15 protein-coding genes are annotated in these 20,919 nt (G+C 73.2%); 7 read left to right on the top strand and 8 right to left on the bottom strand.

Going from position 1 to position 20,919, the window contains the following annotated elements:
* Nucleotides 1–33: 33 nt before the first annotated feature.
* The 3 genes from ACIBA9_RS00715 to ACIBA9_RS00705 form a co-directional block, all read right to left on the bottom strand.
* On the bottom strand, nt 34–2,214 hold the full coding sequence (locus tag ACIBA9_RS00715; protein ID WP_399359194.1) for an RICIN domain-containing protein: 2,181 nt from the start codon (nt 2,212–2,214) through the stop codon (nt 34–36).
* Between the two features lie 22 nt (nt 2,215–2,236).
* A complete protein-coding gene (locus ACIBA9_RS00710) occupies nt 2,237–3,595 on the bottom strand; it encodes a lectin (protein ID WP_399359193.1) in 1,359 nt (452 codons plus the stop codon).
* A 232-nt stretch (nt 3,596–3,827) separates the two neighbouring features.
* Nucleotides 3,828–5,720 carry an ABC transporter ATP-binding protein gene (locus tag ACIBA9_RS00705; RefSeq protein ID WP_399359979.1) on the bottom strand — a complete coding sequence of 631 codons (1,893 nt, stop codon included), beginning with the start codon at nt 5,718–5,720 and terminating at the stop codon, nt 3,828–3,830.
* A 186-nt stretch (nt 5,721–5,906) separates the two neighbouring features.
* On the opposite strand from ACIBA9_RS00705, the gene ACIBA9_RS00700 reads away from it, so the two are divergent.
* Together ACIBA9_RS00700 and ACIBA9_RS00695 are read left to right on the top strand one after the other, a co-directional pair.
* Entirely contained in the window at nt 5,907–6,881 is a 975-nt protein-coding gene (locus tag ACIBA9_RS00700) for a YbhN family protein (RefSeq protein ID WP_399359192.1), read from the top strand.
* 50 nt (nt 6,882–6,931) lie between these two features.
* The gene (locus tag ACIBA9_RS00695; protein ID WP_399359191.1) at nt 6,932–7,696 is read left to right on the top strand and encodes a crotonase/enoyl-CoA hydratase family protein; all 765 of its coding nucleotides are present in this window, start codon (nt 6,932–6,934) and stop codon (nt 7,694–7,696) included.
* A gap of 67 nt (nt 7,697–7,763) precedes the next feature.
* On the opposite strand, the gene ACIBA9_RS00690 is transcribed toward ACIBA9_RS00695, so the two are convergent.
* From ACIBA9_RS00690 to ACIBA9_RS00680, 3 genes are read right to left on the bottom strand one after another with little or no spacing between them, the layout of a single operon-like run.
* Nucleotides 7,764–8,759 carry an NAD(P)/FAD-dependent oxidoreductase gene (locus ACIBA9_RS00690; RefSeq protein WP_399359190.1) on the bottom strand — a complete coding sequence of 332 codons (996 nt, stop codon included), beginning with the start codon at nt 8,757–8,759 and terminating at the stop codon, nt 7,764–7,766.
* Nucleotides 8,756–10,174, bottom strand: a complete 1,419-nt coding sequence (locus ACIBA9_RS00685) for an FAD-dependent oxidoreductase (protein ID WP_399359189.1) — start codon at nt 10,172–10,174, stop codon at nt 8,756–8,758. Before ACIBA9_RS00685 ends, ACIBA9_RS00690 begins: the two co-directional genes overlap by 4 nt.
* On the bottom strand, nt 10,171–11,604 hold the full coding sequence (locus tag ACIBA9_RS00680) for an FGGY family carbohydrate kinase (RefSeq protein ID WP_399359188.1): 1,434 nt from the start codon (nt 11,602–11,604) through the stop codon (nt 10,171–10,173). The genes ACIBA9_RS00685 and ACIBA9_RS00680 overlap by 4 nt, the downstream gene beginning before the upstream one ends.
* Nucleotides 11,605–11,860: 256 nt before the next feature.
* On the opposite strand from ACIBA9_RS00680, the gene ACIBA9_RS00675 reads away from it, so the two are divergent.
* The 3 genes from ACIBA9_RS00675 to ACIBA9_RS00665 all read left to right on the top strand — a co-directional run bounded on the left by ACIBA9_RS00675 (nt 11,861) and on the right by ACIBA9_RS00665 (nt 15,761).
* Entirely contained in the window at nt 11,861–12,853 is a 993-nt protein-coding gene (locus tag ACIBA9_RS00675) for a hypothetical protein (protein ID WP_399359187.1), read from the top strand.
* Nucleotides 12,854–12,951: 98 nt separating this feature from the next.
* Nucleotides 12,952–14,484 carry an amino acid permease gene (locus tag ACIBA9_RS00670; RefSeq protein ID WP_399359186.1) on the top strand — a complete coding sequence of 511 codons (1,533 nt, stop codon included), beginning with the start codon at nt 12,952–12,954 and terminating at the stop codon, nt 14,482–14,484.
* Nucleotides 14,485–14,672: 188 nt separating this feature from the next.
* Nucleotides 14,673–15,761 (top strand): mechanosensitive ion channel family protein, encoded by a 1,089-nt coding sequence (locus tag ACIBA9_RS00665; RefSeq protein ID WP_399359185.1) that lies wholly within the window; start codon nt 14,673–14,675, stop codon nt 15,759–15,761.
* A 65-nt stretch (nt 15,762–15,826) separates the two neighbouring features.
* Here ACIBA9_RS00665 and ACIBA9_RS00660 read toward each other — a convergent pair whose 3' ends face one another.
* Both ACIBA9_RS00660 and ACIBA9_RS00655 read right to left on the bottom strand, forming a co-directional pair.
* Nucleotides 15,827–16,345 carry a hypothetical protein gene (locus ACIBA9_RS00660; protein WP_393898763.1) on the bottom strand — a complete coding sequence of 173 codons (519 nt, stop codon included), beginning with the start codon at nt 16,343–16,345 and terminating at the stop codon, nt 15,827–15,829.
* Nucleotides 16,346–16,469: 124 nt separating this feature from the next.
* Nucleotides 16,470–17,816: a hypothetical protein gene (locus ACIBA9_RS00655; protein ID WP_399359184.1), complete on the bottom strand. Its 1,347-nt coding sequence runs from the start codon at nt 17,814–17,816 to the stop codon at nt 16,470–16,472.
* A 264-nt stretch (nt 17,817–18,080) separates the two neighbouring features.
* Between ACIBA9_RS00655 and ACIBA9_RS00650 the strand changes: the two genes are divergently transcribed.
* Both ACIBA9_RS00650 and ACIBA9_RS00645 read left to right on the top strand, forming a co-directional pair.
* Nucleotides 18,081–18,500 carry a DUF4186 domain-containing protein gene (locus ACIBA9_RS00650; RefSeq protein WP_399359183.1) on the top strand — a complete coding sequence of 140 codons (420 nt, stop codon included), beginning with the start codon at nt 18,081–18,083 and terminating at the stop codon, nt 18,498–18,500.
* A 124-nt stretch (nt 18,501–18,624) separates the two neighbouring features.
* On the top strand, nt 18,625–20,844 hold the full coding sequence (locus tag ACIBA9_RS00645) for an NADP-dependent isocitrate dehydrogenase (protein WP_399359182.1): 2,220 nt from the start codon (nt 18,625–18,627) through the stop codon (nt 20,842–20,844).
* The last annotated feature ends 75 nt before the right edge of the window (nt 20,845–20,919 follow it).

Raw genomic sequence — 20,919 nt, 5'->3', positions numbered from 1 at the left:
TTTCCCTGTCCGGTGCCGCTCACGCCCGCCCGGTCACGGGTAGCGGACGAGGTTCGCCACGTTCGTGGCGGAGTTGGAGGGTCCTCCCGTGTTGTTGACGACATGGCTGATGGTGCCGGTGCCGCCGAGGGAGACGGTCACCATGCTGGTGAAGCGGACGTTGGGGTTGTTCGGTGCCTCGATGGCGTGGGCCGCGGTGACGGCGGGGTTGGCGTTGAAGTAGCAGTAGCTGCCGAGTCCGTAGGCCTGGTGGCTGGTGACGGAGTCGGCGACCTTGTAGGCCGCGTAGCCCTGGGTGGAGCCGTTCGTCCAGGCGGCCTGGTTCGGCGGGTCGTAGGGCATCTCGTTCTGGAAGAAGTAGGTGCGGCCGCCTTGGCCGTTCCAGATCGTCTGGTACTTCTGGAAGTGCTCGACGAACAGCCCGTACATCGTCACGTCGTCGCCGTTGACGACGAGTCCGGTGTCGGCGGTGTTGCTGGTCCAGCCGACGCCGCTGCCGTGGTCGGCGCGCCAGATCCACATGTGGTCGCCGATGACGTCGTCGCTGTTGACGACGAGGCTGGTGACCGCCTTGCCGACGCCCGCGCCGCCGACGCGGAAGTACACGTCGTGCAGGGAGGTCGGGTCGGCCGTGTGGGAGGCGGTGGAGCCGGCCGGTCCGACCTCGACGAGGGTCTTCGAGCTGGTGGTGCCGGCGTCGAAGAGCAGGCCCGCGATCTTGACGCCGTCGACGTCGGCGACGCTGAGGGCGGTGATGCCGTTGTCCGGGACGAAGGTGGCGAGCCCGAGGCCGAGGACGACCGTGTCGGGGCGGGTCACCTTCAGGGTCTGGTCGAGGTGGTAGACGCCCGGGGTGACGAGGAGGTTCCTGCCCGCGGCGAGCGCGGAGTTGATCTGGGCGGCGGTGGCGCCTGGCTTGACGACGTAGAAGGTGTCCAGGGACAGCGAGCTGCCCGCCGGGGCGCCGTCGGCCCAGCTGGTGGCCGTGGAGGCGGTGCGCACGGACGGCACGAACACCTGGTACTTGCCGGAGCCGTCGACGTACAGGAACGGCTTCTCCCGGGTGACGGGGCTCTGCGCGACGGTCGTGTGCGGCGGGTTGGGGAAGGTGGTGGCCGGGACGCCCTGGCTGCCGACGAAGACCATGTTCCAGTTGGCGCCGGTCCAGCCGCCGAGCTGGGAGTTGCGGGTCAGCCACTGCTGCTGGGTGCCGGAGTTCACCCGCCCGTCGATCTTGCTGTCGGCGAGGTAGCCGCCGGAGGACCAGCCGCCGTCGTCGAGGGCGAGGTTGCCGCGCAGATGCATCCGGCGGTAGGGGGCCGCCTGGGAGACCGCCCAGCGGTCGGTGCCGCCGGTGGGGGTGACGGAGAGGTTCTCGGCGCCGCGCCAGAAGTTCTGGGTGGCGTTGCCCTGGAACCAGTCGGCCTCGGCGTGCACCGCGCCGCCCACGTTGACGGCGTCCGGAGTCAGACCGAGACCGAGCACCTGGGTGTAGAAGCCGACGTTGACGTCGGCGCTGTAGGTGCCGGGCTTGAACAGGACGGCGTAGCGCTGGGAGCCGAACTGGTTGGTCTCGTGCTGGTGGAAGATCGAGTCCAGCCGGCTCTGGATCGTGGCGGCGGGCATCGAGGGGTCGAAGACGACGACGTTGGGCCCGAGGTCGGGGTCGGCGCCCTGGTTCACGGGGACCACCTGGAAGCGCTGGGCGGCGGTGCCGTTGCAGGTGTACTGCACGAACTGCGTGCTGTCGGCGGTCGAGGCGGCCGGGTCGTCCAGGCACTTGCCGCTGTTGCGGTTGACGAAGTGGAAGGCCCCGCCGCCCTCGTCCACGGGCTGCCACTGCTGGTTGGCGCCGCCGCCGTAGGTCCACAGGTGGACCGGGGCGTTGTCGGCGGTGGAGACGTCGGCGACGTCGGCGACCTGGTTGGTGTCGTTGCGGTTGTTGACGCGGACGTAGCCGTCGCCGGTGTCGGTGAAGCTCCATTGCTGGGCGGTGGAGCCGTTGCAGGTGTACTGCTGGACGGTGGTGCCGTTGGCGGTGGCGGCGGCCTTGGCGTCCAGGCATTTGCCGCTCGCCGCGTTGACGACGGTGGCGAAGCCGGTGGGCAGGCTCGCGGCCTGTGCGGGTGCGGGGGCGGCGGTGAGCAGGGACGCGGCCACCACGGTGATCAGCGCGGCCGCGGTCGATGCGCGGCGGCGGGTGAGGCGAGGCACTGGTTCTCCCGGTGGGCGAGGGTCAGCCGGTGTAGGCGGCGAAGACGCGGGTGTAGTCCCAGGCGGACTGGCTGACGCCGGAGCAGCTGTCGGCGGGGCCGCCGGTGCAGGGCCGGTCGCGGTTGGCGGACCAGAAGGTGAGCCGGGCCAGGTGGTGCTGCTGGGCGTAGGCGAGGATGGTGCGGAAGTCGTTCACCGTGACGGTCTCGTTGTTGTCGGTGATGCCGTTCATCGACGAGATGCCCATGTCCCGGTAGGCCTGGTCGTCGCTGTAGTGGTACGCGTTCTTGAGGGCGTTCTTCAGGCCCTCGGCCGCCTGTGTGGTGAGGTTGCCCATGTTCTGTCCGGCGCCGCCGAAGTCGAAGGGCATGATGGCCCAGGCGTCCACGGTCAGCCCGGAGGAGGCGGCCCGGTTGATGAGGCTGGTGTCGGGGCCGCTCTGCCCGGTGCCGATGGTGATGTACACCTTCAGGCCGGGGTTGTTGGCCTTGACCGTCTTGAGCGCGTCCACCGTGCGCTGCTGCACGGTCGGGTTGCCGTAGGCGTCGGCCTCGATGTCGATGTCGATGGCTTTCAGGCCGTAGGCGTTGATCACCTTCTGGTAGGCACCGGCGAGTTCGCCCGCGCTGGAGCAGGAGCTCTCCAGCTTGTTGCCGCTGTAGCCGCCGAAGGACGGGATGACGTCCCCGCCGTTCGCCCGGACGGTGTTGACGGTCTGCTGGTCGACGCCGCCGGTCAGGGCGCGGCTGCCGTCCCACTGCGGGTTGCAGTAGCCGTTGCTGAGCACGAAGGCGAGGGTGAACCACTTCACGCCGGTCGCCTGGGTGATGGTGCTCGGGTTCGGCGGGCTGCCCCAGCCGTTGTACAGGTACGGCGCGACGGCCATCGAGCCGGCCGGTGGCGTGGTGCCGCCGGAGGCGGGCGCGGTCCACTTCTGGTTGGCGCCGCCGCCGCAGCTCCAGATCTGTATCCGGGTGCCGTTGGCGGAGTTGTTGTCGGTGACGTCCAGGCACTTGTTCGCCTGCGGGTTGACGATGTCGTGGGCGGCCGTGACGGTCCACTGCTGGTTGGCACCGCCGGTACAGGTCCACAGCTGCGCCTTGGCGCCGTCGGCGGTCGAATTCCCGGTCACGTCCAGGCACTTGCCGAGGGCGCGGATGGTGCCGTCGCTGCCCACCGTCCACTGCTGGGCGCCGGTGCCGTTGCAGTCGTAGAGCTGGACGGCGGTGCCGTCGGCGGTGCCGGCCGCGGCGACGTCGAGGCACTTGCCGGCCAAGCCGGTGATCGTGCCGGTGGCGGCCTGGGCGGGGGCGGCGGTGAGCAGGCCGGTGGTGAGGGAGAGCACCGCGAGCGAGACGGCGGCGGGCAGGGTTCTGGCCATGCGGGGGCGGCCTTTCGGGTGGGGGGTCCGGACACGCCCAACAGCCAGGGGCACGCATGGCGTTGGGCGCGTCCGGTGTCTTTGTTTAAGGCGTGAAGTTAAAGGTCCGGACCACGCTAGTCAAGAGGTTGGACAGCGGTCACGGACCTGGACGCCCCCGAGCGGTGGCGGATCGCCGGTTCCCGGGCCGCCGGCCGGCCCCGCGCCCGCGCCCGGGGCCGACCGGCCGGTCTCAGATCCGCGCGTCCCCTCCCGCCGGCACCTCGTCCTCCCGGCGGGCGAACTGGGTCCGGTGCAGCTCGGCGTAGCGCCCGTCCGCGGCGAGCAGCTCCTCGTGCGTGCCCCGTTCCACGACCCGGCCGGACTCCACGACGAGGATCTCGTCGGCGGCCCGCACGGTGGACAGCCGGTGGGCGATCACCACGGCGGTGCGGCCCTCCAGCGCTTCGGTGAGCGCCTCCTGGACGGCGGCCTCGGAGGTGTTGTCCAGGTGGGCGGTGGCCTCGTCGAGGATGACCACGCGCTGGCGGGCCAGCAGCAGCCGGGCGATGGTCATGCGCTGGCGTTCGCCGCCCGAGAGCCGGTAGCCCCGCTCGCCGACCACCGTGTCCAGGCCGTCGGGCAGGGACCGTACGACGTCGGCGAGCCTGGCCCGGTCAAGGGCGTCCCACAGCTCCTCGTCGCCGGCGCCCGGGCGGGCCAGCAGCAGGTTGGCGCGCACGGTGTCGTGGAAGAGGTGGCCGTCCTGGGTGACCATGCCGAGGGTGGCCCGCAGGGACGAGGCGGTCAGGTCGCGCACGTCCACCCCGCCGATGCGGACGGCCCCCGCGTCGACGTCGTAGAGCCGGGGCAGGAGCTGCGCGATGGTCGACTTGCCGGCGCCGGAGGAACCGACCAGGGCGATGGTCCGGCCAGGTTCGGCGCTGAAGGAGATGCCGTGCAGGACCTCGGCTCCGCCCCGGGTGTCCAGGGCGGCGACCTCCTCCAGGGAGGCGAGGGAGACCTGGTCGGCGGCCGGGTAGGAGAAGCGGACGTCGTCGAACTCGACGGCGACCGGGCCGTCGGGCACCTCACGGGCGTCCGGCTTCTCCTCGATGAGCGGCTTCAGGTCCAGCACCTCGAAGACCCTCTCGAAGCTGACGAGGGCGCTCATCACCTCGACCCGGGCGCCGGCCAGCGCGGTCAACGGGGCGTACATCCGGGTCAGCAGCAGGGCGAGGGAGACGACCGCGCCCGCCTCCAGGGTGCCGTGCAGCGCGAACCAGCCGCCGAGGCCGTAGACGAGGGCCAGCGCGAGGGCGGAGACCAGGGTGAGGGAGGTGATGAACACCGACTGGGCCGTGGCCGTGCGCACCCCGATGTCGCGGACGCGGGCGGCACGCGCGGCGAACTCCGCCGACTCCTCCTCCGGACGCCCGAACAGCTTGACCAGGGTGGCGCCGGGGGCGGAGAAACGCTCGGTCATGCGGGTGCCCATCGCCGCGTTCAGGGCCGCCGCCTCGCGCTGCATCCGGGCCATCCGGCCGCCCATGCGGCGGGCGGGCAGCACGAACACCGGCAGCAGGACGAGTGCGAGCAGGGTGATCTGCCAGGACAGGGTGAGCATCACCGCGAGGGTGAGCACCAATGTGACCAGGTTGCTGACCACACCGGAAAGGGTGCCCGCGAAGGCCCGCTGGGCGCCGATCACGTCGTTGTTGAGACGACTGACGAGCGCCCCCGTACGCGTACGTGTGAAGAACGCCACGGGCATGCGCTGCACATGATCGAACACAGTCGTCCTGAGATCGAGGATGAGCCCCTCCCCGAGCGTCGCCGACAGGCGCCTGCCGAGGATGCCGAGCCCCGCCTCCACGATCGCGACGAGCGCGATGAGCAGGGACAGCCGGACCACCGCCGCGGAGTCGTGCCCCGCCACGATCGCGTCGACGACGCGGCCGGCGAGTACCGGGGTGGCCACGGCGAGCAGCGCCGTCACCACCCCCAGCAGGATGAAGCGGACGATGCCGGCGCGGTGCGGGCGGGCGAAGGCGGCGATGCGGCGCAGGGTGGCGAGGGCGAGGGGACGGCGCTCCGTCTGCGCGGTCATCACGCTGTGCAGCTGCGTCCATGCGGTGGTCTCCATGCTCATGGAAGAGAACGTAGAACCTCAAGGTTCGTTGAGGTCAATGTCCGCGGCATTTCACCCCCTCCGGAGTCCCCCCGACCGAAGGCCCCGATGACCTTGATGTCCCCGATGTCCACAGCCCGTAAGTCGCCGTCCGCGATCGGGCCATCCGCTGTTGGGCCGGCGCGGAGAACCTGTGGTGATGTGACCGCCGTACCCCTTCCTCCGCTCCCCGGGGGACGACTCCCCCGCCGCGTCCCGGTCCGCCGGGTGGTGTGCCTGGTCCCGTTCGCGCTCGTCGCCGTGGCCGCCGTACGGCACCGCTCGGTGCTCGCCGAGGGCCTTGGCCAGTTGCGCACCGCCTCCTGGCCATGGCTGCTCGCCGCGGTCGCCGCGACCTGTCTGACCTGGGTGGCCGCCGCGTTCACCCGGCAGGGCGCGGTGGTGCAGCCGCTGCCCAGGGGTCGGCTTCTGGCCACGCAGTTCGCGGCGGGCGCGGCCAATCATCTGCTGCCCGGCGGGCTGGGGGCGGGCGCGGTGAACCTGCGCTTCATGGCGGTGTGCGGGGTGTCGCTCGCCCGTTCCTCGGCGGCGCTCGCCCTGTATCTGGTGGCCGAGTGCGTGGGCCGGCTCGGTCTGCTGGCCGCGCTGCTGATCGCCTTCCCGGACGCGCTGCGGCTCGGCTCCCTGGCGCCGGCCGGCTCGGCGTTGCCGGTGCTGCTGGGCGCGGCCGCACTGTTCGCCGTCGCGGCGGCCGTCCTCGCCCTCGTGACACGGCTGCGCGCGCGGGTGCTGGCGTTCGCGCGGGACGCCCTGGGCGAGGCGCGTTCGGTGCACCGCCGGCCCGCCCGCGCGCTGGCCCTGTGGGGCGGCTCGCTGGCCTTCCCGGCGCTGCAGGCGGCCGCTCTCACCGCCGTCGGTCAGGCGCTGCGGCTTCCGGTGCCGGCCGCGCACATGGCGCTGGCGTATCTCGCGGCGACGGCCGCGGTCGCCGTGGTGCCGACCCCGGGCGGGCTGGGTTCGGTCGAGGCGGCGCTGATCGTGGCGCTGGTCGCGGTGGGCGGTCCGGGCGCGGGGGCCACGGCGGTGGTGCTGGCCTACCGGATCATCACCGTGTGGGTGCCGCTGGTGCCGGGGGCGCTGACGCTGGGGGCGCTGGTGCGGCTGAAGGTCGTCTGAGGCAGAGTGGGCCCTTCGCAACGAGAGTTCAGTCGGCAGGGGGTTTCGTCGTGTCGGTCCGTGTGGAGCGCGAGGGGCACGTCACCACGGTGGTCCTCGCCCGGCCCGAGGCGCGCAACGCGGTCGACGGCCCGATGGCCGCCCAACTCGCCGCCGCCTTCAGGGCGTTCGAGGAGGACGACAGTGCGCGGGTGGCGGTGCTGTGGGGCGAGGGCGGCACGTTCTGCGCGGGAGCGGACCTGAAGGCGATCGGCACCGAGCGCGGCAACCGGGTGGCGCCGGACGGTGACGGTCCCATGGGGCCGACCCGGATGCGGCTGTCGAAGCCGGTGATCGCCGCGGTGGCCGGGCACGCGGTGGCGGGTGGCCTCGAACTCGCTCTGTGGTGCGATCTGCGGGTGGCGGAGGAGGACGCCGTGTTCGGGGTGTTCTGCCGCCGCTGGGGAGTGCCCCTGATCGACGGCGGAACGGTACGGCTGCCCCGGCTGATCGGCGCCGGCCGGGCCATGGACATGATCCTGACCGGCCGCCCGGTACCGGCCCGCGAGGCCCACGCCATGGGCCTGGCCGACCGCCTGGTGCCCACCGGGCGGGCCCGCGCCGAGGCCGAGGCGCTCGCGGCGGGCATCGCCCGCTTCCCCCAGGCCTGTCTGCGCGGCGACCGGGCGTCGGCGCTCGACCAGGAGGGACAGGACGAGGAGACGGCGATGCGCGCCGAACTCGCCCATGGCCTTGCCGTACTGGCCGAGAGCCGGGAGGGCGCTGCCCGCTTCGCCGCGGGAGCCGGCCGGCACGGATCGTTCACGCAACCCTGAGCGGTCCGGCGACGGCAGGCGGGGGTGGGGCCCCGGCGCGACGAGGCGGAGCGGGCGGTGCCTTCGGTCAGGGGGCGCGCGGGGCGGGCCACGGCCCTCCCGTCAGCCAGTCCAGTGCCGCCGCGCCCGTCCGGGCCCCGTCCCGGGTCGCCTCCCCGGCCGGGCGGCCGGGAGCGCGGACCGCGCCGGTGGCGAAGACGCCGGGTCGTGAGGTGTGCGGGCCCGCGTCCAGGACGAGGCCGCCCCGGCGGGCGAGTTCGTTCTCGGGGACGAACTCGCCGGTGAAGACGACCGTGTCGCAGGGCAGTACCGCCGTACGGCCGTCGCGGCGGCGGACCCGGACCCCGGACAGGCGTCCGTGGCCGAGCAGCTCGGTGACCGTGGTGTCCGTGAGCAGCGGCGTACGGTGGCGCAGCCGGGCCGCGTGGGCACGGGTGCGGCTCGTCCGGGCGCGCGGATCCCCGGTGACCAGGGCGACGACCTCGGCACCGGCCGCGCGGACGGTGTCGGCCGCCCTGTACGACACGTCCTCGGCGCCGACGACGAGCGCGCGGGTGCCGATGTGCTGCCCGAACCGGTATACGGCCCGCTGGAGTTCGCCGGTGGTGTAGACGCCGGCGGGTCGGGTGCCGGGCACCAGGCGGGCGGTGCGGGGGCGCTCCCGGGCGCCGGTGGCGAGGATCACGGCGCGTGCGGCGATGGTCTCGGGCCCCTGGGGGCCGGTGGTCTCGAGCACCGGGCACCGCTCGTCGGTGGTGCCCGCCGGCCAGTCGAGTACCGTCACCCCGGTGCGGACCACCGCGCCCGCCCGGTCGGCCGCCTCGGCCATCAGCCGTGCGTAGGCCCCTCCGGACAGTGGACGCGTCCACGTGCCGAAGCCGCCGTGCGCGCAGTACCGGGGTGCTCCGCCGGGCTCCGTCTCGCGTTCCAGCACCTCCACGTGCCCGGCACCGGCGCCGGCCAGCCGGGCGGCGGCGGCGAGACCGGCGGGGCCCGCGCCGACCACGAGGGCGTCGACGAGGCGCGGGGGCGTCACGGCCGGCTGTTCCGTTCCGCTCGTCATGGCCGGCTCCCTCCCCCGGGTCCGTGTTCGAGCAGATCGCGGACCGCCGCCCCGCAGTAGAACCCCTGGCAGCGGCCGGCTCCGGCCCGGGTGCGGCGGCGCAGGCCCTCCCGGGTGCGGGCCGGGATCGTGCCGGCCAGGGCGTCGCGGATCTCGCCCCGGGAGACGCGCTCGCAGTGGCAGACGAGGACGGCGTACTCCGGGTCGGTGGCGACGAGTTCGGGCCGCTGGTGGGGGCGGGGGCAGTCCGCGCCGAGGTTCGGCAGGGCGACGGGCTCCGGTTCGCGTACCGGGCCGAGGTCGAGACCGCTGTCGGCCAGCAGGCCGGCCACGTGGGCGGCGATGGCCAGGGACGCGGTCAGTCCGGTGGAGCGGATGCCGCCGACGGTGACGTACGCCTGTCCGGGGTGAGCGGTGATGCGGTAGTCGTCCTGTCCGGTGGCCGCGCGCAGTCCGGCGTACACGGCGGTGATCTCCTCGTCGAGCAGGGCGGGCAGGATGCGCCGGCCCTGGTCCCGCAGCATGGCGAGCCCTGCGGCGGTGGAGTGGGTGGCCCGCTTGTCGTCGAGGTCCTCGGCGGTGGGCCCCAGCAGGACGTTGCCGTGGACGGTGGGCGCGATGAGGACGCCCTTGCCGAGTGCGGTCGGGACGGGCAGCAGGATGTGCCGGACGAGGGGGCGGGCGAGCTTGTCGTAGACCAGGAGCTGGCCGCGGCGCGGGGTGACGGTGAAGTCCCGGTGGCCGAGCCGGCGGTCGAGGGTGTCCGCGTGCAGTCCGGCCGCGTTGACCAGGTAGCGCGTGCGCAGGGTGCCGCGGCTGGTGGTCAGGAGGTGGTCGTCGCCGTCCCGGGACACCTCCTCGACAGCGGTGGCCAGGTGCAGGTCGACTCCGGCGCGGACGGCCTGGGTGGCGTAGGCCAGGGTGGTCGTCCAGGGGCAGACGACGCTCTCCCCGGGGACGTGCAGGGCGCCGAGCGCGCCGGGGCCCAGGCGGGGTTCGCGGGCGTACAGTTCACCGGCGCTCAGCCGGCGGGCGTCGAGGTACGCGTTGCGCCGGGCCTTCTCGGCCAGCCGGGGCAGGGCGGCCAGTTGCTCCTCGTCCCAGGCGACGAGCAGGGCGCCGACGCGTTCGACGGGGATGCCGGACTCGTCGGCGAAGGCGGTCAGTCGCCGGTGGCCCTCGCGCACCAGCCGGGCCTCCAGGGTGGCGGGGGTGGCGTCGAAACCGGTGTGCAGGATGGCGGTGTTGGCCTTGGAGGTGCCCTGTCCGACGTCGTCGTGGGCCTCCACCAGGGCGACCCGCAGGCGGGGCCGGCGGGCGAGTTCGCGGGCGACGGCGCAGCCGACGACGCCGGCGCCGACGACCGTCACGTCGTACGTCCGCCGGGGCAGCGGCCCCTCGGTGGTGACGGTCATGCGTCGAGCAGGGCGGCGACGGCGGTGCGGAAGCCGGCCCGGCGTTCGGCGGCCTCGGCGGCCGGGATGCGGGGTTCGTACACGGCGGCCGGTTCCGGGTCGGGCAGGGCGTCCTCGACGCCCAGCGCGGGGTCCGCGCCGAGGCGGGCGAGCGCGGCGGCGCCGAGCGCGGTGGCGTCGGGCAGCGCGCAGACCTCGACGGGGCGTTGCAGGAGGTCGGCCTGGGTCTGCATGAGCAGGGCCGAGCGCGTCAGTCCGCCGTCGACGCGGAGCAGGTCCAGCGGGGCACCGAGGTCGGTGGCGGCGGCCTCGGCGAGCTCGGCGACCTGGGCGGCGATGCCCTCGCACAGGGCGCGCACCACGTGCCCGGGGCGGGTGTCGAGGCCGAGACCGGTGAGGGAGCCGCGCAGGTCGCCGCGCCACCAGGGGGCGGCGAGACCGGCGAGGGCGGGGACGAAGGTGACGCCGCCGCTGTCGAGGACCGTGCCGCCGACGGGGTCGAGGTCGGCGGCCCCGGCGATGACGCCGAGGTCGGTGAGCCAGCGGACGGCGGACGCGGCCGTGTACACCTGTCCGTCCAGGCAGTAGCTGGTGGCGCCGGCGAGCCGCCAGGCCACGCAGCCGACCAGGCCGGAGGTGCCGAGCCGGGGCCGGTCTCCGGTGTGCGCGAGCAGGAACGCCCCGGTTCCGTAGGAGCACTTGGCGGTGCCGGGGGCGGTGACGCGCTGGGCGAGCAGGGCGGCCTGCTGGTCGACGATGAGTCCGGTCAGGGGGATCTCCCGGCCGAACACCCCGGTCGTGCCGACCGGTCCGGCCACGTCGGTCACCTCGGGCAGGCGCTCGTCGGCCAGGCCGTAGAGGTCGAGGGCGCGTGGGGACCACTCGGCGCGCTCCAGGTCCAGCAGCTGGGTGCGGCCCGCGGTGGCGGCGTCGGTGACGTACGCGCCGCCGGTGAGGCGGTGGATCAGCCAGGCGTCGGAGGTGGTGACGACGCCCTCGCGGGTGCGGTGGCGGCGGATCCAGGCCATTTTGGGCGCGGCGAAGTAGGGGTCCAGGGGCAGACCGGTCAGCCGACGCAACTCCTCGGCGTGCGGCCTGAGTTCGTGGCACACGGTCTCGGCCCGCCGGTCCTGCCACACCAGGGCGTCGGTCAGGGGGCGTGAGGTGGCCGGGTCCCAGGCCAGCACGGTCTCGCCCTGGTTGGCCAGACCCAGTGCCACGACGTCCTCGCCGGCCTCGGCGAGGGCGCGCCGGCCGGCGTCGACCAGCGAGTCGTACAGCTGGTCGGGGTCCACCTCGACCAGGCCGCCGGGCAGATGGCGGGGACGCACCTCGGCGAAGCCGGTGCCGAGGACGCCGCGCTCGGGGCAGACCACGAGGGCCTTGGTGCCGGACGTGCCCTGGTCGACGGCGAGGACCGGCCCCGTCATGGCATCCTCCCGCGCCCGCTCCCGAAGATCACCGCGTCAGCGTGCCGTCGACGCGTGCGGCTCGTCAAGAGTCGTTGGGCCGGAAGTCAACTCCAGGAAGTTAAAAGTTGAGTTGGCAACAATGGAAAGGGCGCAACCTCGGCCTCTATAGTGACCGCCGACCGCTCGCGACACTTCGATCACCGCCCCGGGGAGGGCTGTTGTTACGTCACCGCGTCACCTCACCGACGCGCCGGTGGCGGGGGGCCGACGGCTGATGGCCAGAGAAGGAGTCCGCCCCTCCTACGACCCCGCCGGCCCCGACCACGCCCTGCGCAGCGCGCTCCAAGACCTGCGCACCGGGCGCTGGATGGCCATGCGGGCCCTCCTCGCGGACACCACCCAGTGGTCGCAGTGGACCCAGCGCACCCAGGTCCTCGCGGCAGCCGCCGCCGGCACCGACGTGGTGCGGGCCTGGCTCGCGGAGGAGCCGGGCAGTGTCCACGCGGCCGTGCTGCACGCCCGGGTCGGGGTGGAGCGCGCACTGCGTGCCCGGCGCGAACGGCACCGCCGTACGCACGAGTTGTGGATCGAGGCCTGGGACGCCGCCCAGAGCGCGACCCGGCTCGCCCCGCGGGACCCCGTCCCCTGGGTGTGCCTGCTGGCGCTGGCCCAACTGGATCCGCAACAGCGCTGGGAGGAGCACCGGGCCGCCGCACCGGAGCCGATGCTGCCGCCGGCCCCGTGGGGGCTGCTGGCCGAGGCCGGCAAGCGCGACCCGTTCAACCGGGAGGCCCACCACCGCATGCTGCAGTTCCTGTACGCGCGTGGTGGCGGGGGCCGGCTCGCGGAGGCCGCCGGCTATGCCCAGTGGGCCGCCGGGCAGGCCCCGCCCGGTTCCGCGCTGCACGTACTCCCGCTGTACGTACGCGTCGAGCGCTACCGCCGGGACAGCGGACACGACGCGGCGCTCGACCTGCACTGGGTGGCGGAGGACGCGGCGCGGGAGGCGGGGCGCGCCCTGGACTCCTGGTTCGAGCACACCCACCGCGCCGAACGCTCGCTGCTGGACCTCAACCACCTGGCGCACGCCCTGTGGGGCTGTCTGCGATTCCGGGACGCGGCCCGGGTGTTCGAGGCGATCGGCCCGTACTTCACGCCGCCACCCTGGATGTACCGCTCCCCCGACCGCGACCGGGCCGCCGACCTCTTCGCCCAGGCCCGGGACCGCTGCCGGGCCGCAGCGGACGGTTCCGCCGCACATCACTGAGCGGAACGCGCCGCCATCTGTGAACGCTCGTCCGATCCGCCCCCCCTGACGCGCATCCCCCGGTGCCGCGTTCCCCCCGATTCCCCGGAGGTCTGAGCATGTCCCGCACCCCCGATCCGACGCCCGCCGCGGGCGTGCCGCCGCAGGACGAGGAACAGCGCCTGCGCGAGCTCGGCTACCGGCCGGTGCTGGCCCGACGCATGGGCGGCTTCGGCAACTTCGCGATCAGCTTCTCGGTGATCTCGATCCTGTCCGGCTGCATGACCCTGTACGGCTTCGGCCTGAACACCGGTGGGCCCGCGGTGATGTTGTGGGGCTGGGCGGGCGTCGGCCTGTTCGTGCTGTGCGTCGGCCTCGCGCTCGCCGAGGTCACCAGCGCCTACCCGACGTCCGGCGCGCTGTACTACATGGCCGACCGGCTCGGCGGCCGTCGCTGGGGCTGGTACACCGGCTGGCTGAACCTGCTCGGTCTGCTCGGCGCGATCGCCGGCATCGACTACGGCGCCGCCCTGTTCGTCGGCGCCTTCGCCAACCTGCGGTGGGGTTTCGAGCCGACGCCCGGCAAGACCATGCTGATCTTCTGCGTCATCCTGCTGCTGCACGCGACGCTGAACCTGTTCGGCGTCCGGCTGGTCAGCGTGCTCAACTCGGTCAGCGTGTGGTGGCACCTGGCGGGCGTCGCGCTGATCGTCGGCGCCCTCGCGATCGTCCCCGACCACCACCAGTCGGCGTCCTTCGTCTTCACGAAGTTCGCCAACGAGACCGGCTGGTCCAACCCGTTGTACGTGGCGGCGATCGGCTTGCTCCTCGCCCAGTACACCTTCTCCGGCTACGACGCCTCCGCCCACCTCTCGGAGGAGACCTCGCAGGCCTCGGTGTCCGCCGCGCGCGGCATCGTCCGGGCCATCTGGGTCTCCTGGCTCGCTGGTTTCGTGCTCCTGGCCGGCCTGACCTTCGCCATCCAGGACTACGACGCGACGCGCACCACCGACACCGGGGTGCCGCCCGCGCAGATCCTGCTGGACGGACTCGGCACCGACGGTGCCAGCGCGCTGCTCGTGGTGGTGATCATCGCCCAGCTGTTCTGCGGCAACGCCGAGGTCGCCGCGGCCAGCCGGATGGTGTTCGCGTTCAGCCGGGACGGCGCGCTGCCCGGTTCGCATCTGTGGCGCAAGGTGAGCGACCGCACCCAGACCCCGGTGGCCGCAGTCTGGCTCGCGGTCGTCGTGGCCGGTCTGCTCGCCCTGCCGTCCCTGTACTCGGCGACGGCCTACAACGCGGTGACCGCCATCAACGTCATCGGCATCACCCCCGCCTACGCCATCCCGGTCCTGCTGCGGCTGCGCGCCGGCGACCGGTTCCGGCCAGGCCCCTGGCACCTGGGCCGCTGGAGCAAGCCCGTCGGCTGGGTCGCGGTCGTGTGGGTGGCCTGTGTGACCGTGCTGTTCTGCCTGCCGCAGGCGTCGCCGGTCACGGCCGACACGATGAACTACGCCTCCATCGCGCTCGCCGTGGTCCTGATCCTCGCCAGCGTCTGGTGGTACGTCGCGCGCCGGACGTACGGCACGCCCACCACCGCCGCCTACGGCAGCGACCGTGACCAGGCCGAACTCGCCGAGGGCATCGTCTGATCGCCCTGCCGGGGGCGGTGGTCCGGGTGCGAACCGGTGCGCCGGATACGGCAGGATGAGCGAGCGCGCGGATCGCCGGTGGACAGCCGGCCCCGCGCGATCGCACATCCCGCAGATCGAGCAGGTGACAACGTGACGAGACTTCACACCAGGCTCCGCGCAGCCGCTTCGGGTTCCGGAGGTGACCGGTGAACCGCGCGCTGACCCTGGACGACCTCGTCCTCGCCGGAATCGCCCTGGGCGCGGGCCTGTTGCTCGCCTTCATGTCCCGCACGCTGCTGCGCTGGCTGGCCAAGCACGCCAAGCGGACCCGCTGGAGCGGTGACGACGTCATCGTGGACGCGCTGCGCTCGGTCGTCCCCTGGGCGGCGATCGCGGGCGGAGCGGCCGCGGCCGCCGCCGTACTGCCACTGACCAGGGCCGTCCAGCACCGGACGGATCAACTCCTTCAGGTCTGGCTGATCTTCGTGGTGACGCTGTCCGCGGCCCGCGTCGTCGCCGGTCTGGTCCGCAGCGTCACCCAGTCCCGCTCGGGCGTGGCGGGCTCGGCGACCATCTTCGTGAACATCACGCGGGTCCTGGTGTTGGCGATCGGCTTCCTGATCGTGCTCCAGACGCTCGGCATCTCGATAGCCCCGCTGCTGACCGCCCTGGGAGTGGGCGGTCTGGCCGTGGCCCTCGCGTTGCAGGACACGCTCGCCAACCTGTTCGCCGGCATCCACATCCTCGCCTCCAAGACCGTCCAGCCGGGCGACTACATCCGGCTGAGCAGCGGCGAGGACGGCTACGTGGTCGACATCAACTGGCGTCAGACGACGGTCCGTCAGCTCTCCAACAACCTGGTGGTCATCCCCAACGGCCAGCTCGCCAAGGCCAACATGACCAACTACACCCGGCCCGAGCAGCAGCTGACCGTACCGGTGCAGGTGGGCGTGGGCTACGACTCCGATCTCGAGCACGTCGAGCGGGTGACGGCGGAGGTCGTCACGGAGGTCATGCGGGACGTCGCGGGCGCCGTACCGGACCACGAGGCCGCCGTGCGCTTCCACACCTTCGGCGACTCCCGCATCGGCTTCACGGTGATCCTCGGTGTCGGCGAGTTCAGCGACCAGTACCGGATCAAGCACGAGTTCATCAAGCGCCTGCACCGCCGCTACCGCGAGGAGGGCATCCGCATCCCGGCCCCCACCCGGACGGTGGCGCTCCAGCAGGGCGCGGTGATACCGCAGCAGCGTGGCGGGGAGGACCGCGTACCGGGCTCCGTGCGGGCCGAGTAGGCCCGAGCGAGCCGCCGAGCAGGCCGGCCGGCGCCGGGAGGACACGCCGGCCGGGTGCGCGGTGGTCAGTGCGTCACGGCGATCTTGAACGAGATGATCACCAGGCCGAGCAGCAGGTTGATCGCCGCGCTGCCCGCCACCAGCGGCCAGGACGCCCCCGACTGCCGCGCGCCCGCCGCCGACCAGCCCACCTGACCGGCGACGGCCACGGCGACCGCCAGCCAGCCCGCGCCGGCCACGTCCAGTCCGAGCAGCGGGCTCACGGCGACGGCGAGGGCCGGCGGGACGGCCGCCTCGACGATCGGCCACTCCTCGTGGCAGACCCGCCGGACGGTGGCCCCGTCCAGCGGACGTTGTGCGAGGCGGGCGCCGAACAGCTGGGCGTGGACGTGTCCCACCCAGAAGACGAGACCGGTGAGCAGCAGCAGGATCACCAGTTCCAGCCGGGGGAACTCCCCCAGGCCGCCGGCGCCGATCACCACCGACGCGGCGAGCATCGACCCGTACACGGCACCCGTGTAGTCGGCGTCGGCACGGCGCGCGGCACGGCGTTCCCGGGCCGGGGAGCGGTCGGTCGGAGGCATCGCCGTGACCTTTCCGTGCGGAGGTCCTCGTGGGGGCCTCGTGGGGGCCTCGTGGGGGCCTCGTGGGGGGCCTCGTCCGGTAACTGGGGTCCCGGCGGGCCCTCGCGCCGGGCGGGGCCCGGTCTCAGCGCTCGCCCGGGGGCGGCCCCGGGGCGACGCGTCCGGTGTCGAGCCGGATGCGGCCACCGGCCGCCAGCAGGGCGAGCAGGGCCAGGACGCCGAGCAGCACGAGGACCAGCAGCACGACCGTCAGGACCGTCGGATGGTTCCAGAGGGCGAACACGAGCACGATGATCAGCAGGACGGCCAGGGTGATGCCGCGGCGGTAGGCCAGCGTCCAGGCGCCGACCCGGCCGGTGTCGATCTGGTGCGCGGCCGCCCAGCGGGCCGCCGAGTCCGCCGTGCGGTCGGACGCCCCCCGGACGGCCACGGGCAGCCGGCCCGGCCCGACGAGATAGGCGCCCAGCGCGACGACGACGCCCAGGACGATCGCCGTACGCAGGCTGACCCGCAGAAAGCGCAGCAAGGTGTCGAACACGGCCGCGGCGGCGGCCCGGGACTGCACCTGCGGCGGGAGGTGGTCGAGGTAGTAGTGGCGGGCCACGATCAGGGCCACGGCCACGACCAGGCAGGCGAACGCGGCGCCCAGCGCGGTGCGCGCCAGGGCCCGGCGCCGGCGGCGGGCCAGCAGGACCCCGGCGACGCCGAGCACGAGGACGAGCACGGGCAGCCAGTTGCCGACGATGCCCAGCAGCCGCGCGGCGTCGCGGAACTCGGCGAGTTCGTCGGAGTGGAACAGCACCAGTTCCCGGTTCACCTGCGGAATCTCGGCGGCGGGTTTCAGCCCCGCGTCGACCAGCTCCTTCTTGACCCGGTCGACGGCGGTGCCCACGTCCAGGCTGACCGTGCCGTCGCTGACGCCTACCGCGCCGCGCCCCTGCCCGGTCAGGGCGTGCACGACGGCGTTGTGCGCGGTGCGGTTCGCGGTGCGCCACACCGTCGCGAAGGCTTCGCTGTCGACGACCCGGGTGGCGGCCTTGGTCACGGCCTGGTTCGCCGCGGAGTCGAGCTGGGGTCCCAGCCCCCTGATCGCGTCGGCGGCACGCGGCGGCAGGCCCTCCTTGCTCAGCCAGGCGGCGATGTCGCCGGCCGCCCGCTGCCCGTCCACATGGGCTCCCACGGCCTCGGTGATCCGATGGACCGCCGCGTCCCGGACCGCTGGGTCGCCGGCCAGCGGCGCGACGGTGGCCACATAGCGGTTGGTGTCGAGCACGATGTCGTGCACCCAGGTGGCCAGCAGCGCCAGCGGGACGAGGACGCAGGTCAGCACCAGGAGGATGGTCGAGGCGGTGGCGCGCGCGACGCGTGTGGCGGAGCGATGGGGGGCGCGCCCGGGCGGCGGTGTCTGCGCGCCACGGGCCGTGGCGTCACGGTCCGGGTCCGGCGCGTGCGGATCGGGCGGCTCGGTCACGGGGCTCTCCGGCGCGGTAGGTGCCTGGACATTCCCATTGCGTCAGCCCGGCGGGCCCCGCGCGCGCCGGGTGGGCCGGACGGACCAGCGGGCTCCCCCGGGGCCCGGTGCCGGGCACTTTGTTGCGTGCGGCCCGGCGGCCTGATGCGATGGCGGTGTGGGCCGTCCTCGCCATCGAAAGACGGCGGGCCCGGCGAAATCGTGGCGGGCGGCACCCGCGCGGCCCGGAGCGCCGGCTTCGGGCCCGGAACGGAAGGACGACGGGTGGTGGACGACGGTCGGCACCGGGCGCTGCGCATCCTGGACCAGCGGATCGACGCCCTCGCGCGGCAGCCGTTCCGGGCGCGGTTCCACTTGCGCGGGCGGGACCGGGCGACGGCCGAGCTGAAGGGCCCGGACACGATCCGCCGGCACGCCGACGACCTGATCGGCAAGCGGTTGGCACCGGCCGAGCCGTACAAGGACGGCAAGCAGACGCCGTACCGGGGGCATCCGGTGTTCGTGGCCCAGCACGCCACGGCGACCTGCTGCCGCGGCTGCCTGCTGCGCTGGCACGGGATCGCCAAGGGGCGGGAGCTGACCCGCGCGGAGCGGGCGTACGTGGTCGACGTGATCTGCCGCTGGATCGAGCGCGAGATGACGGGTGAGGCCGGGGCCGCTCCGGCGGGTGATCGGCCGTCCTGACCGCGCGGGCCCGGATCCGGCAGGGGGGCGGGGGCGTTTTCCGGCCGGGACCCCTGTCGAGCCGACCCCGGTCACGAGATATCTTGATGTCGAGCAATGTTGCAGACGTGGAGCGGAGCACCCGGTGACTGACTCGACCATCATCTACACCTACACAGACGAGGCCCCGGCCCTGGCGACGCATTCGTTCCTGCCGGTGATCCAGGCGTACGCGTCGCAGGCCGGTGTCGCCGTGGACACCCGCGACATCTCGCTGGCCGGACGTATCATCGCGCTCTTCCCGGAGTACCTGAACGAGGACCAGCGCATCCCGGACGCCCTGGCCGAGCTGGGCGAGCTGGCCAAGACGCCCGCGGCCAACATCGTCAAGCTGCCGAACATCTCGGCGTCCATCCCGCAGCTGAAGGCCGCCGTCGCCGAGCTGCAGGCCAAGGGCTACGCGCTGCCGGACTACCCGGACGACCCGAAGACCGACGAGGAGCGCGACATCCGCGCCCGCTACGACAAGGTCAAGGGCTCCGCCGTCAACCCGGTGCTGCGCGAGGGCAACTCCGACCGCCGCGCCCCGGCCTCGGTGAAGAACTACGCCAAGACCCACCCGCACCGCATGGGCGCCTGGAGCTCCGACTCCAAGACCGACGTGGCGACCATGGGCGTGGACGACTTCCGCTCCACGGAGAAGTCCGTGGTGATCGCCGAGGACGGCTCGCTCCGTATCGAGCTGGTCGGTGACGACGGCTCCACCACCGTGCTGCGCGAGTCGGTACCGGTGCTGGCCGGCGAGGTCGTCGACGCCTCGGTGCTGCGCACCGCCGCGCTGCGCGAGTTCCTGACCGCGCAGGTCGCCCGGGCCAAGGCGGAGGGTGTCCTGTTCTCCGTGCACCTGAAGGCCACGATGATGAAGGTCTCCGACCCGATCATCTTCGGTCACGTGGTGCGCGCCTTCTTCCCGAAGACGTTCGCGAAGTACGCCGAGACGTTCGCCTCGGCCGGTCTGACCCCGAACGACGGTCTGGGCGGCATCCTCAAGGGCCTGGAGAACCTGCCCGAGGGCGCCGAGATCAAGGCCTCCTTCGACGCCGAGATCGCCGAGGGCCCGGCCCTCGCCATGGTCGACTCCGACAAGGGCATCACCAACCTGCACGTGCCCTCGGACGTCATCATCGACGCCTCGATGCCGGCGATGATCCGCACCTCCGGCCACATGTGGGGCCCGGACGGCCAGGAGCACGACGCCCTCGCCGTCATCCCGGACTCCTCCTACGCCGGTGTCTACCAGGCCGTCATCGACGACTGCCGGGCCAACGGCGCCTTCGACCCGTCGACGATGGGCTCCGTCCCGAACGTCGGCCTGATGGCGCAGAAGGCCGAGGAGTACGGCTCCCACGACAAGACCTTCGAGATCCCGGTGACCGGCACCGTCCGCGTCGTCGACGCCTCCGGTGAGGCCCTGATCGAGCAGGCGGTCTCCGCGGGCGACATCTTCCGCGCCTGCCAGACCAAGGACGCCCCGATCCGCGACTGGGTCAAGCTGGCCGTCACCCGCGCCCGCGCCACCGGCGACCCGGCCGTGTTCTGGCTGGACGAGGGCCGCGCGCACGACGCCAACCTGATCGCCAAGGCCGAGCGCTACCTGGCCGAGCACGACACCGAGGGCCTGGACATCAGGATCCTGTCCCCGGTCGAGGCCACCAAGCTGTCGGTGGAGCGCATCCGCCGCGGCGAGAACACCATCTCGGTCACCGGCAACGTGCTGCGCGACTACCTCACCGACCTGTTCCCGATCCTGGAGCTGGGCACCAGCGCCAAGATGCTGTCGGTCGTCCCGCTGATGGCGGGCGGCGGACTGTTCGAGACGGGTGCCGGCGGCTCCGCGCCCAAGCACGTCCAGCAGCTGGTCAAGGAGAATTACCTGCGCTGGGACTCGCTGGGCGAGTTCTTCGCCCTGGTGCCGTCCTTCGAGCAGTACGCCGAGACCACCGGCAACACGCGGGCCAAGGTCCTCGCCGACACCCTCGACCGCGCCACGGCGACCTTCCTCGACGAGGACAAGTCCCCGACCCGTCGCGTCGGCGGCATCGACAACCGCGGCAGCCACTTCTACCTGTCCCTGTACTGGGCGCAGGAGCTGGCGCGGCAGACCGACGACGCCGACCTGGCCAAGGCGTTCGCGCCGCTCGCCGAGACCCTCGCGGGCAACGAGCAGCGGATCGTGGACGAGCTGAACGCCGTCCAGGGCTCCGCGGCCGACATCGGCGGCTACTACCAGGTCGACAAGGCCAAGGCGGACGCGATCATGCGCCCGTCCACCACCTGGAACGAGGCCCTGGCCGCGCTCGGCTAAAGCGCCCGCCGCGGCCTCGGCCGCCTGGTGAGTGACAGTCCGCCCCGGTCGGTGTCCCCGGCCGGGGCGGACGTG

The organism is Streptomyces sp. NPDC051452 (assembly GCF_044454765.1).
Lineage (GTDB): Bacteria > Actinomycetota > Actinomycetes > Streptomycetales > Streptomycetaceae > Streptomyces.
Note: the sequence above shows the minus strand (reverse complement) of the source record. Positions and strands in the feature narration are given on the sequence as shown.